14 protein-coding genes are annotated in these 15590 nt (G+C 71.8%); 6 read left to right on the top strand and 8 right to left on the bottom strand.

Annotation, left to right across the window (positions count from 1 at the left end):
• Positions 1 to 506 (bottom strand): endo-1,4-beta-xylanase (locus BM290_RS46185; RefSeq protein ID WP_280522851.1); only part of this gene is annotated, 506 nt, incomplete at its 3' end.
• Between the two features lie 333 nt (positions 507 to 839).
• On the opposite strand from BM290_RS46185, the gene BM290_RS46180 reads away from it, so the two are divergent.
• Complete coding sequence (locus tag BM290_RS46180) at positions 840 to 1769, top strand: PaaX family transcriptional regulator (RefSeq protein WP_093622372.1); 930 nt, start codon at positions 840 to 842, stop codon at positions 1767 to 1769.
• Positions 1770 to 1903: 134 nt separating this feature from the next.
• Complete coding sequence (locus tag BM290_RS46175) at positions 1904 to 3118, top strand: cellulose binding domain-containing protein (protein ID WP_093622371.1); 1215 nt, start codon at positions 1904 to 1906, stop codon at positions 3116 to 3118.
• 50 nt (positions 3119 to 3168) lie between these two features.
• Here the strand turns inward: BM290_RS46175 and BM290_RS46170 are convergent, their stop codons facing one another.
• From BM290_RS46170 to BM290_RS46160, 3 genes are all read right to left on the bottom strand, one after another.
• Positions 3169 to 3678, bottom strand: a complete 510-nt coding sequence (locus BM290_RS46170) for a hypothetical protein (RefSeq protein WP_239143424.1) — start codon at positions 3676 to 3678, stop codon at positions 3169 to 3171.
• 155 nt (positions 3679 to 3833) lie between these two features.
• Complete coding sequence (locus BM290_RS46165) at positions 3834 to 4760, bottom strand: hypothetical protein (protein WP_093622369.1); 927 nt, start codon at positions 4758 to 4760, stop codon at positions 3834 to 3836.
• Between the two features lie 85 nt (positions 4761 to 4845).
• Positions 4846 to 5436 (bottom strand): malonic semialdehyde reductase, encoded by a 591-nt coding sequence (locus tag BM290_RS46160; protein ID WP_093622368.1) that lies wholly within the window; start codon positions 5434 to 5436, stop codon positions 4846 to 4848.
• A gap of 131 nt (positions 5437 to 5567) precedes the next feature.
• Here BM290_RS46160 and BM290_RS46155 point away from each other — a divergent pair, with 131 nt between their 5' ends.
• Together BM290_RS46155 and BM290_RS46150 are read left to right on the top strand one after the other, a co-directional pair.
• Positions 5568 to 6434: a cupin domain-containing protein gene (locus BM290_RS46155; protein ID WP_093622375.1), complete on the top strand. Its 867-nt coding sequence runs from the start codon at positions 5568 to 5570 to the stop codon at positions 6432 to 6434.
• A gap of 71 nt (positions 6435 to 6505) precedes the next feature.
• Positions 6506 to 7375: a sulfotransferase domain-containing protein gene (locus tag BM290_RS46150; RefSeq protein ID WP_093622367.1), complete on the top strand. Its 870-nt coding sequence runs from the start codon at positions 6506 to 6508 to the stop codon at positions 7373 to 7375.
• A 12-nt stretch (positions 7376 to 7387) separates the two neighbouring features.
• On the opposite strand, the gene BM290_RS46145 is transcribed toward BM290_RS46150, so the two are convergent.
• From BM290_RS46145 to BM290_RS46130, 4 genes are read right to left on the bottom strand one after another with little or no spacing between them, the layout of a single operon-like run.
• Positions 7388 to 7873, bottom strand: a complete 486-nt coding sequence (locus BM290_RS46145; protein WP_093622366.1) for a MarR family winged helix-turn-helix transcriptional regulator — start codon at positions 7871 to 7873, stop codon at positions 7388 to 7390.
• Positions 7874 to 7904: 31 nt separating this feature from the next.
• Positions 7905 to 9407 carry a carboxylesterase/lipase family protein gene (locus BM290_RS46140; protein WP_093622365.1) on the bottom strand — a complete coding sequence of 501 codons (1503 nt, stop codon included), beginning with the start codon at positions 9405 to 9407 and terminating at the stop codon, positions 7905 to 7907.
• Positions 9408 to 9467: 60 nt separating this feature from the next.
• On the bottom strand, positions 9468 to 10361 hold the full coding sequence (locus BM290_RS46135; RefSeq protein WP_093622364.1) for an MBL fold metallo-hydrolase: 894 nt from the start codon (positions 10359 to 10361) through the stop codon (positions 9468 to 9470).
• Positions 10362 to 10381: 20 nt separating this feature from the next.
• On the bottom strand, positions 10382 to 11350 hold the full coding sequence (locus BM290_RS46130; RefSeq protein ID WP_093622363.1) for an SMP-30/gluconolactonase/LRE family protein: 969 nt from the start codon (positions 11348 to 11350) through the stop codon (positions 10382 to 10384).
• 178 nt (positions 11351 to 11528) lie between these two features.
• Between BM290_RS46130 and BM290_RS46125 the strand changes: the two genes are divergently transcribed.
• Together BM290_RS46125 and BM290_RS49385 are read left to right on the top strand one after the other, a co-directional pair.
• Complete coding sequence (locus BM290_RS46125) at positions 11529 to 12425, top strand: helix-turn-helix domain-containing protein (RefSeq protein WP_093622362.1); 897 nt, start codon at positions 11529 to 11531, stop codon at positions 12423 to 12425.
• A 21-nt stretch (positions 12426 to 12446) separates the two neighbouring features.
• On the top strand, positions 12447 to 15500 hold the full coding sequence (locus tag BM290_RS49385; RefSeq protein ID WP_203779187.1) for a WD40 repeat domain-containing serine/threonine protein kinase: 3054 nt from the start codon (positions 12447 to 12449) through the stop codon (positions 15498 to 15500).
• Positions 15501 to 15590 lie beyond the last annotated feature (90 nt).

The raw sequence follows: 15590 nt of genomic DNA, 5'->3' as shown, positions 1-15590 counted from the left end.
TTGACGACGTCCCAGGCGGCGAGTTTGCCCTTGTAGTGGGCCATCACACCGTTGATGTGGTCGATCATCGCCTGCCGCAGGCCGCTGCCGCTGAGGCTTCCCCAGAACTGCGGCTGTTGCGCGTGCCAGGCGAGGGTGTGACCGCGGACCTTCATGCCTCGCTGGGTCGCCCAGTTGTAGATCTGGTCACCGGCGCTGAAATTGAACTGGCCACGGTTGGGTTCCGTGGCGTCCGGCTTCATCTCGTTCTCGGCCGTCACCATGTCGAACTCGCGGCCCGCGATCGAGCTGTACGTCGAGTTGCTGAGCCGGCTCGCGGCGATCGCCGTGCCGAAGTACCGGCCGGACTGTTGTGCCGCGGCGCCCAGGGTGGTGGCCGCGGCGTTGGCGTCCGGCGCCACCATCACGGCGCTGAACCCCGCGACCGCGGCGATGAGGCCCACGATCAGGGTCTGGCTTCGCCAGGATCGCCGTCCGGTGGGGCGGGGTGGGGATGTGTCTGCCACGGGATTTCCCTTCTTGGTCCTGTGGGGGGCGCCGGGAACCGTCGCCGTGGCGGTCGCAGCGCCACGGACGCGGTGGGGGAGTGGACAGGCCGATGCAAGCGATGCCCATCGATTGCTGAATGCTGACACGGTAACATCGTCGAAACAAGAGCTTCCGGAAAACTCTCGTAAGTATCAGACGGGAGTTCCGGGTGGTTGGTCCTAGAAGTGACGCTTCGACATCGGGGTGGTCACCCGGCGAGCCGATGGGGGTTGAAACGTATCTTCGAAACTTTCGGTGCCGGCTCGTCGTCCGTACCCCGGCGGTCGAAGATCGTGAGGCACGCTTGATCGGTGGATGTCGAACAGCGAGGCGACGGGCTCCGGCTGCCGCGGTCGCAGGCGGGTTCGAGCCCGCAACACCTGCTGGCCACCGTGCTCGGCGAGTATCTGGACTCGGCGGACGCCGGATTGCCGTCCGCGGCGGTCATCGCGATCCTGGCGGAGTTCGGGATCAGCGAGTCCAGCGCGCGCGCCGCCCTGTCGCGGCTGGTCGGGCGGGGTCTCATCGTGGCCCGCAGTGGCCGTGCGCCGGTCTACCACCTCACGGCCGGCGCGATCGCCGGCCATCACGCCCACATGCGGCGGTTCTTCGAGTTCGGCAGCCGGCCACCACGGTGGACCGGTGACTGGGTGATGGCGACGTTCTCGATTCCCGGCCCCGGCAGCGGGCGCCGCCATCAGGTGCGACGGGCGCTGACGGCGCTGCGGATGGTGGGGCTGTACGACAGCGTGTGGATCCGGCCGGGCTCGGAACTACGGCCGGTGCGCGAGGCGCTGGGCGCCGTCCTGCACGACGTCGCGGGCGCCCGGTGGTCGGTGCTGACCGCCCGGTTCGACGACGAGGGGGGCCGGCACGGTCCCGCGGCGGCCTACGATCTGCCCGGTCTCGCCGCCGCCTACCGAGACTTCGCCGAGCGGTACGCGGAGCTGCGAGTCGCCGTTGCCGAGTCCCGCGTCGACCCGGCACGGGCGCTGGTGGCCCGGACCTCGCTCATGGACGCGTGGCGGCGCTTCCCGGACCTCGACCCGGATCTGCCCGGCCATCTGCTGCCGCAACCCTGGCCCCGGCACGACGCGCGGCAGACCTTCCTGGAGATCCACACCGCGCTCGGCTCCCTCGCGCAGGCCCGCCTGGTCGAGGTCGCCACCGCGCACTGGCCCGAGGCGGGGCGATGGATCACGCACTTCCAGGCGCCACCCGATGCCGTACCCATTTATTGACACTTGTCGTTGCCGGAGTGATAGTAACTGCACAACTCCCGGCGCATCGACATGCATCACTCTGCCTTCCTCGGGTGCGCCGTCCTCCCCGTCCCGGTCATCGCGGGACCACCTGCCGTCCTCGGAGGACGAAAATGAGAAGACGAACCACGGTCGGCGCCGTCCTCGCCGCCCTCGTCACCACGCTCGTCACCGGCATCATGACGATCGGCGCGTCACCCGCGGACGCCGCGGTGGGCGGCTCCGGGCCCTACCCCGCCGACTACGAGACCTCCACCGGCCTGCCCAACCACACCATCTACCGCCCGCAGAACCTGCCGTCCGAGCGCCTGCCCCTGCTCGTCTGGGGCAACGGCGGATGCGCGGCGAGCGGCACCGCCCAGATCAACTTCCTGCGCGAGATCTCCTCACACGGCTTCCTCGCCATCGCCAACGGCGCACCCAACGGCTCCGGGTCCACCACGTCGCAGATGCTCACCCAGTCCATCGACTGGGCGTTCGCGGAGAACTCCCGGTCCGGCAGCAAGTACTTCGGCCGGATCGACACCTCGCGCGTCGCCGTCGCCGGGTTCTCCTGCGGCGGCCTGGAGGCCTACGCGGTCTCCGCCGACCCGCGCGTCACCACCACCATGATCTTCAGCAGCGGGCTGCTCAACGACGCCGACGACTACCAGCTGCGGCGACTGACCAAACCCATCGCCTACTTCATCGGCGGGCCCAGCGACATCGCCTACCCCAACGCCATGGACGACTGGGGCAAACTGCCCGCCGGGCTGCCCGCCTTCATGGGCAACCTGAACGTCGGCCACGGCGGCACCTACGACCAGGTCAACGGCGGCGAGTTCGCCCGGGTGGCGGTGCTCTACCTCAAGTGGCGGCTCAAGGGCGACACCGCCGCCGGCGCCCAGTTCGCCGGCCCCGACTGCGGCCTGTGCCGCAGTGGCCAGTGGCAGGTCCAGCAGAAGAACCTCACCCTTGACGGCGGCACCTCGTCGCCGTCCCCGTCGCCCTCCGGGTCGCCGTCCCCCTCGCCTTCCGGGTCGCCGTCCACCGGACCCGGCTGCACCGCGACCTACACCGTGCAGGACCAGTGGAACGGCGGATTCGTCGCCGGCGTGGTCGTCACCGCGGGCAGCTCCGCGATCAACGGATGGCGGGTCACGCTCACCCTGCCTGCCGGGGCGACGATCGCCAGCGCGTGGAACGCCGTCAACACCGGCACGAGCGGCACCGTCGCGTTCGCCAATGTCAGCTACAACGGGCGGATCGCCGCCGGGCAGACCGCTGGTTTCGGATTCCAGGGCACCGGTACGGGCAGCGGCGCCGTCGCCTCCTGCAGCGCGACCTGACGTCCGGCCCCGCCTCGGGTGGCCCGGAGCACCGGGCCACCCGAGCCCTGTCAGGCTGGGGGATCGTCTCGATAGAGATCCTTCTTCACGTCTCGGCCGCCCCAGCGGGTCGCGGTGAGTTCGGGTCGCGGACGCGTCGGCTTCGGTACCCAGCCGTACCGTCCGGTGTCGGGGGGAGCGTTGTCCCAGTCGGCGATCAGCGCGAACGGATCAGTGGTGTCCTCGAGGTCGTCGCCGGTGGATTCCCGAACGACAGCGGAAGGGTGGAAGCGCGTCTCCTGGGCCACCCTGCAGTCGTCCGTCCGAGAAGCGACCAGGGCGCCACAATCTCCGCAGGCCACACACGGGTCCCCGCCGGCCAGGGACCAGCAGCCGACGACAACGAGGCGGTGGACGATGCGGGTGCCGCGCACATCGCCGGGTGACAGTACGAAGGTGCCGGCTACTTGATCGCAGCCGTACGCGGTCTCGTCGATCGCATAGGTGCCGGGGTCGAGAAGCGGTGGATTGACATGGTGGCAGTCCAGAAGCGACGAGTGCGGCTGCGCCGGCAGCTCCACCAACCGGACCGGGATACTCAGAGCGCTTCCGCACGTTCCACACCGGAAGGTCTCCACCGCGGCAGTGTGACATCCCGGCCCAGCGACGGCATCCGAGATATGCGGGGTGTGCTGACCGCGTCTCCGGACGCCCGGGGACCTGGCGGTGCGCCGCGTTACGTCTGCGCCGCTGCGGAGCCTGCAGGGTTCGAGGCGGACCGGCGCCGCGCCGGGCCGGGTGGCAGGAGCAGGAAGGCGAGGACGAGCACGGCGGACGCGCCGAGGCCGCCGCGCAGACCCGATTCGGGTGGCAACTTGACGTAGCCGGCCGTGGCGGGTTCGTGGGCCAGCAGCCATTCGTGGCCCATGACCAGGAAGACCAGGGCCGCGACGGCGGCCGTCAGCCCGATCAGCCGGAACACCCGGACGACGGCCGGCCGCCACGCTGCCGCGCCCGCCATGGACAGCGCGATCAGCACGGCGGCGAGGAACACCAGCCGCCACGCGTCGACGTCGAGCTCGGTGGGCCCGTCCGGGTCCGGGTAGAAGACGTCGATGCCATACCACGGCATCGACAGCGCCGGCACCACGCAGATCACCGCGACGGCCACCAGGATCCGGTGGCCGGCGACCCGCCACGGCCGGGTGCCGGGCCGGATCGGGACCGGGTCGGCGCCCGAGACGGCGACGCCGAGGAGGAGCAGCCCGAGGCCGGTAGTGTAGAGCACGTAGCCGGTGGACACCCCGGAGGCGCCCACCACCACGTCCAGCTGCACTTTGCCCGTCCGCAGCAAGACCTCCAGGACCCCGAAAAGCCAGGCCGCCGCTGCCGCCGCCGCGATCAGGACGAACGCGAGTTGCGCTGCGGGCGGCATCCGCCGGCCCCGGGCGAGACAGAACGTGGCTCCGGCTCCGACAGCGGCCAGCAGCAGCACCGCGCCCCAGCTCTGCGCCGGCGGCAACTCCGAAAGATAGCGGGGCAACTGGACCGGCGGCGACCACTCCTCCTGCGGCATCGCATTCGACCAGGGCAGAACCAGCGACACCAGCGCCAGGGCGGCCCCGGTGACGCAGAGAACCGCCCCCGCCCGCCACGCCACCATCCGGCCACCATATCGCGGCCGGTAGATGTATCAGCTGAGTCGGAGCCGGCCGTCCCGCCCGGGCGCGACAGGAAGGCCGCCTGGCTCAGGCCCAGGAAACCACGTCGTCGTGAGCCAGCCGGGGCAGTCTGGGGCGCCACGCGTCCTTGCCGGGGTGGCCGATGTTGACGACCAGGATCGAGTGGAACCGGCCGTCCGGGAAGAACTCGGCGTCCATGCCGGCGGCGTCGAAGCCGCCCATCGGGCCGGCGGCCAGGCCCTCGGCGCGAACGGCGAGGATGAAGTAGCCGGCCTGCAGGGTCGCGTTGAACGACGCGGTGCCCGAACGCAGCGCGTCGTTGCCGGCGAAGGTGTCCTTGAGCTGTGGCTTGTACGGCAGGACCGCGGGAATGTGCTCGTGGAACCGGGTGTCCGCGGCCAGCACCGCGACCGCGGGAGCCGACCCGGTCTTGGCCCGGTTGCCCTCGTCCATGTGCTTCACGAGGCGCTCGCGGCCCTCGCCGGCCCGGACGAACAGCACTCGCAGGGGCTGGGAGTTGGCGGCGGTCGGAGCCCATCGGGCCAGCTCCCAGATCCGGGTCAGTTCGGCATCGGTGACCGGGGTGTCGTCGAACGTGTTGGCCGTGCGCGCGCCGGTGAACATGGCGTGCCTGGCGTCCGGGGAGAGTGGCGACATGGTTACCTCACTTTGGTTAACGTGTTAACCAAACGCTACGAGCGATCCGGTTAATGCGTCAACCAAATAGCCGTGTGACCCCCACCTCGCTGACAGCACACCGAGCAGTGCCCTACGGTCGGGCGGTGGACATGATCGAGGCCGTCGTGGGCAGCCTGCGCGCGGGCCGGGCCTACGGCCGCCGGATCGCGCAGAGCGGCGCCTGGGGCATGCGTTTCCCCGCCTTCCTCGGCACGGGATTCCACGTCGTCCTCGACGGCGACGGCTGGGTCACCACCCGCGACGCGCCGCCGGAGCCCGTCCACCCGGGCGATGTCGTCCTGATCCCGCACGGCGCCGAGCACGCGCTGAGCCACACCCCCGCCACGACCGGCGCCGTCGCGGACTTCACCCGGGCCGGCGAGCCGGCCGCGCGCCCGGCCGACTTCGAGTTCTTCTGCGGGCTCTACCGCCTGGACCGGGCGCCGTCACACCCGCTGCTGGCCCGCATGCCCGACGCGGTCGTGGTCCCCGCCGACGGCGACGCCGCCCTGGGCGCGCTGGCACAGTTCGTCGACCACGACGTGAGCCGGTCCCGGCCGGGCGAGCAGGTCACCCGGGCCGCGGTCGTCGACCTGCTGGTCACACACGTGCTGCGGAAACTGTCGGCGCACCGGCCGTACGACGCCTGGCCGGACCCGTCCATCGTCCCGGCGCTCGACGCGCTGCATCAGGCATCCCAGCGGCCGTGGACCGTCGCCGGCCTCGCCGCGGCGTGCCACCTGTCCCGTACCACCTTCGTGCGCCGCTTCACCGCGGCCGTCGGTGAGCCACCGATGACCTATCTGCAGCGGCTGCGCCTGGCCGGCGGTGCCCGGCTGCTGCGCGAGACCGACCTCCCGCTCGACGCCATCGCCCGTGACATCGGCTACTCCACCGGTTTCGCCTTCGCCCACGCCTTCCGCCGCGAGTACGGCCTCGCCCCCGGCCGTTTCCGCCGCGAACTGCAGACCGCCTGACGACCCGATCGCGCATGGGGCCGGGCCGCCGGAACATGGGCGGGCCACCCACCGGATGGTTCAGTCGACCGATGCCATCCGCTCGCTACGTCAACTTCCGCGAAGACAGCACCCGCTGGGCCGACCTGCGCCTGCGCCCCGACGACATCGTCATCACCGCGCCGGCCAAAGCGGGAACCACCTGGCTGCAGACCATCTGCGCCCTGCTCATCTTCCAGACCGCCGACCTGCCCGCACCGCTGCCGGACCTGTCACCCTGGCCGGACGCGCGCGTCACCGACGCCACCGAGGTACGGGCCAGGCTCGCGGCACAACAGCATCGGCGGTTCCTGAAGACCCACACCCCCCTGGACGGCCTGCCGCCGGACACCGGCATCCGATTCCTCGCCGCGGCACGGGAACCCCTCGACATCGCCGTGTCGTTCTACCACCAGCAGAAGAACATCGACACCGGCAAGCTCATGCGGCTGCTGGCGCTGCCCGCGCCGCCGCCGGAGCTTCCGCCGCTGCGTGACTGGCTCGCCGCCTGGATCCGGGAGGAGGCCGAGGAGGTACGCGACCAGGTCGTCTCGCTGCCCGGGGTGCTGCACCACATCACCGGGTCCTGGCGGCGCCGTGACCGCCCCGACGTGCTGCTCGTCCACTACGCCGACCTGTCGGCCGACCTGGACGGCCAGATGCGCCGGATCGCCGCCCACCTCGGCATCACCGTCCGCGAGCCGGTCTGGCCGCACCTGGTCCGGGCGGCGACCTTCACGCACGTCAAGCAACACGCGGACCGGTTCGCCCCACGCGGCCCGATCAAGAGCCCGTCCGCCTTCTTCCGCCAGGGACGCAACGGCGCCGGGGCGGCCACTCTCGACGAGCAGGATCTGGCGGCGTACGGCGAACGCCTCCGGCAACTCGCGGACCCGCAGCTGCTGCAGTGGCTGCGCCGGTGACCACCTGGCCCGCTAGTCGGTGTCCGTCCCCAGCTCGGGATCGAGGGCGGCCAGCCGTCGCCGTACCTTGTCGGTGATCTTCGTCAGCGTCCGGAGCTCAGCGGGGGTGAGCTGGTCGATCACCGCCTCCCGGACGTCGGCGACGTGCTGCGGGGCCGCCGCGGCCATCAGCCGCCTGCCCTCGGGGGTGATGGTGACGACCGCACCCCGCTGGTCGGCCTGCGAGCGTTCGCGAGACACCAGGCCGCGTGTCTGCATGCGCGACAGGTGCTGGGACAGCCGGCTCTTCTCCCAGCGCAGCAGCCCTCCGAGCTGGAAGGACCGCAGCTGCCCGCCGGTGGCTTCCGACAGGTGGGCCAGCACCCGGTAGTCGGAGTAGGAGAGGCCGCAGCGGGTGCGCAGCCGGCGATCGATGAAGGCCGACAGCCCCTCGTCCATCGCCATGAGCCCACGCCAGGCGCGTTGCTCCTCGTCGTTCAGCCACCGCGGTTCCGTCACCCGACGAGGCTACCAATCGTTGATCTGTCAATCATCGCGTCGTCGACGAGGTCCAGGCGGCCGACTCGAGTGGAGCCGGGTCGTCCACCAGTTCCCAGATGTCGCCGATGCGCTGGACCCGATACGCGGAGCTGGTCGTGGGTTGCCAGCCGGGGTTGCCGGTCGCGGCGAACCGGACCCACGCGTCGTGCATGCGCGTGGCGAGACCGGACGGCGCGGCAGTGGTGCCCAGCAGGGCGTTCGGGCCGTGCAGCGACGGCCGGTGGGCGATGTCGAAGACGAACGGCAACTCCATGACGTGGCTGGCGCCCAGCCGCCCGCCGAGGGAGTCCGGTCGCCAGGTGAACTCGTAGGCGAACGTGGCCGCCCGGCCCGACGCCGCGTGCGCGACCGTCATCGCGCGGGTGCCGGCGCCGAACAGCCCGGCGCCGAGGATCGCCGCGCGCAGGTCGTCGATCGTGGCGGCGGGCCGGGACCGGCGGTAGGCCTCGACGAGGTCGTGGGGACGGGGGTGGAACCGTGCCGCGGTCGAGTGGAGGTCCTCCACGGTGGTGCCGGACATCCGGCCCAGCGGCGCCAGGTAGAGGTTGCCCTCGTCATGATTGCTGCCGATCAGCAGATCCACCGTGGTTCCGGTCTCCGCGACGACGTCGGCCGGCTGACGGTCCAGGACGAGACTGAACGGTGTGAGACCACCGAGCGGGTCATGATCGTCCGGTGTCCGCAGGTCGAGTCGCCCGAGGCTGCTCACCGTCGCGATCAGTTGCTCGTCGGGGACGCCGGCCAGCGCGGCGGCGGTGGCGGGTACGGCGAGTCGTGTGCTCACGGCGGCGGTCACGATGCCGGCCTGGTCGGTGGTGAAAGCGCCGTGGCCGTTGCCGCTCTGCATGACGGCCCGCCTGATCAGGCCGGGCGCGGCGGGGTGGGCGAGGACTCCGCCGACGAGTGTGGCGCCGGCCGATTGACCGACCAGGGTGATGGTGCCGGGGTCGCCCCCGAACCGGGCCGCGTTGTCGCGGATCCAGCGCAGGGCGGCCAGCACGTCGAGCATCCCGCGGTTGTCGGGTGCGTCGGGCAGGTGCAGGAACCCCGGCACACCGAGCCGGTAGTTGACGGTGACCAGCAGAACGCCGTCGCGGGCGAACGCGGTCCCGTCGTACAGCGGCGCGTTGACCGACCCGGAGACGAACGCGCCGCCGTGGACGTACACCATGACCGGTGCTGGTTTCGGCCGGCGGCGCGGTGCCCAGATGTCGACGGTGAGGTAGTCCTCGCCGCGCTGCCAGCTGGGTCCGAAGAACGGTGACATGTCGAGGGCGCCGAAGGTGTCGCGGGTCGGCTGCGGTGCGCTCGGCCCGGGCCGGGTGGCGTCGCGGACGCCGGTCCACGGCGGATGCGGCCGCGACGCGGTGAAGCGGCGCCGGCCGGTCGGCGCGGCGGCATAGGGAACCCCGCGGAACACGGTGCCGTGCGCGGCGCTGATCCCGCGGATCGGGCCGGACGTGGTGGTGACGACGGGTTCGGTGGGTGCCATGGCAGCTCCTGGAAGGCCGGTCCGCCGCCATCGGGAACGTGGCGGCGGACCGGGTGGGCGTCAGTAGCGGGGGAAACCTGCCCAGCGGGTGATGCCGAAGACGTCGCCGCGGCGCTCGACCTCCAGGGCGCTGTGTCCACTGAAGTGCGCCGGCAGCACCAGGGCCCGGTTGTCGGCGGCCCAGCCGAGCAGCCGGCGGCGGGTGGCCTGCGCCTGCGCCGGGTCCTCGCAGAAGCAGCTGTCGTGGCCGGGGTGCATGACCTGCAGCGGGGTGTGCATCAGGTCGCCGGCGAACAGCGCCTGCTCGCCGCCGGACCGCAGCACGACGACGCTGGAGCCGGGGGTGTGGCCGGGCGCGGCCCGCAGGGTGAGGCCGGCGTCGACGACGTGTTCGCCGGACCACAGCTTGACCTGTCCGGCCTGGTGGACCGGGGCGACGCTGTCCTCGTACACGTGCTCGTTGACGCCGCCGGCGATGGCGGTGTTGGTGGCCGGGTTCCAGTGGTGGAAGTCGGCCTCCGGCATCAGGTAGGTGGCGTTCGGGAACGTCGGCACCCACGCGCCGTCCACCAGCCGGGTGTTCCAGCCGACGTGATCGACGTGCAGGTGCGTGTTGATCACCAGGTCGACGTCCTCCGGCCGGACTCCGGCCGCCGCCAGCCGGTCCAGGTAACCGGACTGCTGCCGATGCCACGCCTCGACGGCCGGGCGGTTCTTGTCGTTGCCGACTCCGGTGTCGATGACGATCGTCCTGCCGTCACTGCGCAGCACCCAGCTCTGCATCGCGACGTGGACCATGTCGTCGCCGCCGAGATGATCCGGAGCGAGCGTCTCGCGGTGCTCCTGCCACGCCTCGGCCGGCATGGTCGGGAAGAAGGCGCCGGCCGGCATGATCGGGCCGTGCGTCTCCTCGACCCGGATGACGGTGACATCACCCAGTGCGATCTCGTTCATGTCTTCTCCCGCAGGGGTGCTCAGCGGCGCGGCAGCGTCGCGATGATCAGGTTGGGGTCGGTGCTGGTCAGATAGGCGGCGCTGGTCACGTAGGCGTGCGACCCGCGAACCGCCACCGACGTCGGGTTCTGCAGTCCGTCAGCGGCCGTGAGCAGCGTCGTGGCGCGGCCGGTCCGGTCGATGCCGGCCACGGTGTTCTGGCCGACGATCGCGGCGATCACGTCGTCGGTGCCCTTGCCCGCGAAGGCGAAGTCGTCGATCCCGGTCAGGCCGCTCGCCCGTACCTCGATCCGATCGGCTCTGCCGTGCCGCATCGTGATCCGCAGCAGCGTGCCCTTGTCCAGGTTGGTCACCCACACCGCGCCGTCGCGGACCTTGATGCCGTTCACGCCCAGGAAGCCGGTCGATGCGAGTTCCGGCGCCGACGACCACACCGACGCCCGGCCGCCGGTCTCGCTGACCGCCGAGATGGTGCCGAGCACCGAGTCGGTGACGTAGAACGTGCGGGTGTGCTCGTCGAACGCGAGACCGTTGGGCAGCCCGGTGGCCGGCAACGCGGCGATCCGCTGCGGGGCGCCGCCCGGCCGCAGCCGGTAGAGGCCGGTCGACGCCGCCTCGCCACTGGCGTAGAGGAAGTACAGCGTGCCGTCCGCCTGCCGCACGATGCCCGTGGTCAGCGCGAACCCCAGAGCCGGCGTGTGCACACCGCCGTCGGCGGGCGCCGCCAGCGTCGCCAGCACACGGATCCTGCCGGTCCGGTCGATCGCGGCGACCTGACGGGCGCCGGCGAACGTGACGTACGCCGTGCCGTCCGGCCCCAGCACGACGTTCTCCGGCATCTGTCCCGCCGCCAGATCGAGGTGCAGGGCCACCCGCGACCGCAGCGCGTCGGCCTGACCCCGTACGACAGCGGCCGAACCGGTGCCGGTGTTCAGCACTGTCACGGCGACCGCCCCGGCGACCGCGGCAGCGATGGCGCTTTTTCGCATTTCCTTTTCCTGCTTTCGAAACGGGATTTCTGAATGCCGCCGATTCGCATTTCCTCGGCGACGGATCAAAGTATTCGGCCGGCCGGAATCGGTAACCACACCTTGTCAGGGGTAGGGCGGGAAGCCTCTCCCCGGCAGGGTGTGGCAGACGGCGACAGGGCCCGCGACAATCGGGGACATGGACGCGAAACGGCAGCTCGGCGAGTTCCTCCAGACCCGTCGCGCGCAGCTCACGCCACAGGACGTGGGGCTCACCACCTACGGCGACCGGCGCCGGGTGAACGGTCTGCGCCGCGAGGAACTCGCCCTGCTGGCCGGGGTCAGCGCCTCGTACTACTCCCGGCTCGAACAGGGCCATTCCTCGAACGCCTCCGCCGAGGTGCTCGACGCGATCGCCACCGCACTGCGTCTCGACGACGCCGAACGCCGGCATCTGCACGACCTGGCGACCGGCACCCGGCGGCGCCCGGACACCCGGCGGACAGCGCCCGAACGGACAACCCCGGCGGTGCGCCAGCTGATGGCCGCGCTCCACGAGGTCCCCGCGCTGGTTCTGGGCCGCCGCAGCGACGTGCTGGCCTGGAACCGTGCCGGCCACCTGCTGTTCGCCGGTCACGTGGACCTCGCCGCCCCGCAGCGCGCCGAGACCCGACCCAACATGGCCCAGCTGGTCTTCCTCGACCCGCACACACGCGACCTGTATGTGGACTGGCAGCAGAAGGCCCGCGCCGTGGTGGGCACCCTTCGCCTGACGTCCGGGCAGCACCCCGACGACCCGGCGCTGGCCGCGCTCGTCGGTGAACTGACCGTCAAGAGCCCGGAGTTCGCCCGTATGTGGGCCGACCACCGTGTCAAATCGGGCGGCGAGCCGACCTACGAGATGCGCCATCCGCTGGTCGGCTCGATGCACGTCGTGCAGCAGGCTCTGCGCACCGAGCAGGGCCAGTCCGTGGTCATCGCGACCACCGAGATCGGCTCACCCTCGCACGCCGCCATGACCCTGCTGGTGCACAGCGCGGTGACGGCGCCGACGGCGGACGCCACCGTGGACCGCGGCGTCACGTCCGACCCGTAGGCTCGACTATCCTGCCCGACGATGACCATGACGCCGCTGCTTCCCGGTGACCCCGACCGACTCGGGCAGTACCGGCTGCTGGGGCGGCTCGGCGCCGGCGGCATGGGCACCGTCTTCCTCGGCGCCGGCCCCGACGGGCAACGTGTGGCGGTGAAGGCCATCCGCCCCGAATGGTCCGCCGACCCCGCCTTCCTCGCACGGTTCCGCAGCGAGGTGAAACGGGCGCGCGAGGTTCCACCGTTCTGCACGGCCGCCGTCCTGGACGCCGACGTGGAACACGATCCGCCCTACCTGGTCGTCGAGTTCGTCGACGGGCCGAGCCTGGCCGGCGTCGTCAAGGATCGAGGACCCCTCAACCCCTCCGAGGTGTACGGCGTAGCCGTCGGCGTGGCCACCGCGCTCGTCGCCATCCACGGCGCCGGAGTCGTGCACCGCGACCTGAAACCCGCGAACGTCCTGCTCGCCGTCGGCCTGCCCAAGGTGATCGACTTCGGGATCGCCCGCAGCGCCGAGCTCAGCGCCGAGTTGACCGGTCCCGATCAGGTGATGGGCACCATCGGCTACGTCGCCCCGGAAAGCCTCGACGGCTCCGGGAAAGCCGGCCCGGCCGCCGACGTCTTCGCCTGGGGTGTGCTCATCGGCTACGCGGCGACCGGCCGCACCCCGTTCCGCGGCGACTCGCCGATGGCCACGATCGGCCGGATGCTCACCCAGCCACCCGAGCTGGACGGCATCCCGGACTCGCTGCGCGACCTGGTCGCCACCACCCTGGACAAGGACCCGGCCGGTCGCCCCACCGCGCGGGAACTGCTCGACTCCCTGCTCAGCATGGGCACCACCGACGTCTCCTCCAACGTCACCCCGGAGCTGCGCGAGGCCGCCCTCGCCGCCCGCGCCCGCTCCCGGCTGCGCCGATGGCCGCGGCGGGTGCTGACCGCTGCCGTCGTGGCCGTGCTGCTCGGCAGCGCCGGGTTCGCGGCGGTACAGGCCCGCGCCGACGCCGACCGTGCCTCCGACCAGGTGGTCCAGCAGGAACGGACGCTCGTGCAACAGGAGCTGCTGGCCCGGTCGGCGGCGGCGCTGACCGCCGACCCGGGACTGGCGTCACGACTGGCGGTCAGCGCCTACGGGATGGACCGGTCCGCGCGCAGCGGCGCCGCGGTGATGGCGGCCCTGGCCACCGGATACGCGGGGGAGCTGACCACGGGCTCACCGGTCGTCAGCGCCGCGTTCCGCCCCGACGGCAAGACCATCGCGATCGGGGGAGAGGACACTGCCGAGTTGTGGGCCGGCTCCACCCGTACCGCCACTCTGCCCTCCGGTCTGGGAAGCGTGAACGAGCTGGCCTTCAGCCCCGACGGCCGCACCCTGGCCGTCGCCGCCGACCGGCTCACCGTGTGGAACGTCGCCGACCTCTCCGCCCCACACCTGCTCACCAGCCGCAACCTCGGCGCTCCCGTCACCGACGTGCGGTTCGGCGCCGACGGCCGGCGGCTGTTCACCGCCACGGACCGGGCCACCCTCTGGGACATCCGCGACCGGGCCCGGCCGCGCGCGCTCGCGACGAGCACCGCCACCGTGATGAGCGCGGACGGCACGCTGCTCGCCGGCACCGGTGACGACGGGCGGCTGACGCTCTGGCGTACCTCCGGGGCCCGGATCGTCACCGGCGTCTCGACCGGCGACCCGGTCGCCCTCAGCGCGAACGGCAGGCTCGTGGCGGTTCGCGACGGCGAGCGGGCGATCCACTTCTACGACCTGACCGACCCGGCCGAACCGCGCCGCCGCGGCACCGTCACGGTCTCCGGAGACCGACTCTCCACGACCGAATTCGATCCTTCTGGTACGACCGTCGCGCTCGGCCGGACCGACGGGGCGGTCGAGGTGTGGAACGTCGCCGACCCGGACTCCCCGATCCAGACGAAGGTGATGACCCGGACCGGCGGGTGGATCACCTCGATCGACTTCAGCCCCGACGGCGCTCGCCTCCTGACGCCCGGACCCCGGCTGACCAGGTCGGCGATGCTGTGGCAGATCGACGGGTTCGCGCCGCGGCGCAGGGCCACCCTGAAGGGCAGCACCACCATCCCGTCACGCAGCGTATCGGTGTCGGCCGAGGATGTGGTCGCCGCCGGGTCCGCCGAGCACCTCGACCACTGGGACGTCATCGACGCCGGAAACCCGAAGCCGGCCGGCGTCACGACCCTCGTGCCGGCGGCCGGCGTGCCGCCGGTGAGCAGCACCTACGCGGTCCACGGCACGACCTTCTACTACACCACCGGCAGCCTCTACTCGCTGACCGGCGCAAGCCCGCGCAACGTCTTCCCGGACCTCGGCGCGGGTGCGGTCCTCGACCTCGAACCGGTCCGGGGCCTGGTCGCGGTCCTGGTCAGCGGCCCGCAACAGCAGATCCGGATCCACCGGCTGGCGGGGGAGAAGACACCACCGCTGGTCGCCACCATCCCGGCCGCGAACGTGTTCACCGCCCGGTTCGGCCTCGCCGGCGGCACCCTGGCGGTCGCCGACAGCGCCGGGCAGCAGAGCGGCACCAGCAACGTCACCGTCTGGGACCTCGTCGACCCCGCGGCGCCCACGAGGACCGGGACGCTCGCGGTCACCAGCGTCGGGCCCGCCGCGATCGTCGCGGGAGCCGCGTTCACCGTCACGGTCGGTCAGGATCTGACGGTCTGGAACAACCGCGACGGCAACGACCGTTCGGTACGGACCGCGCGGCGCGCCGACTTCGGCCGGCCCGACTCGCTGGCCCTGTCCGCCGACGGGTCACTGCTCGCCGTCACCTCCGGCGGGTCCACGGAGATCTGGAGCGTCGGCTTCGCCAGCGATCCGGTGCTGCTCGCGGTGGTGGGCGGACGGACCACCGGGTCGGCGTTCAGCTCCCGGCAGCCGCTGCTGGTCACCGCCGATCCCGCCGGCGTCGCGCTGTGGGACCTGGTGCCGATCCGGGCGGTGCTGCGCGACCCGCTGCCCGCTGCCTGCCAGCAGACCAGCGGCCTGACAGCGGCGGAATGGGCGGCGTACGCGCCGGGCCTGCCGTTCGAGCGCCCCTGTCCCTGACCGGCGGTCCGGTTCCGGGGTCACCGATGGCGGCATCCATCCTCGACAATGAACGGGTTGACACCCACTCATTCGATCGGGGGACATGTG

This window comes from Actinoplanes philippinensis (assembly GCF_900113015.1).
Lineage (GTDB): Bacteria > Actinomycetota > Actinomycetes > Mycobacteriales > Micromonosporaceae > Actinoplanes > Actinoplanes philippinensis.
The sequence above is the reverse complement of the archived record's forward strand: the minus strand, read 5'-3'. Positions and strand labels throughout refer to the sequence as shown.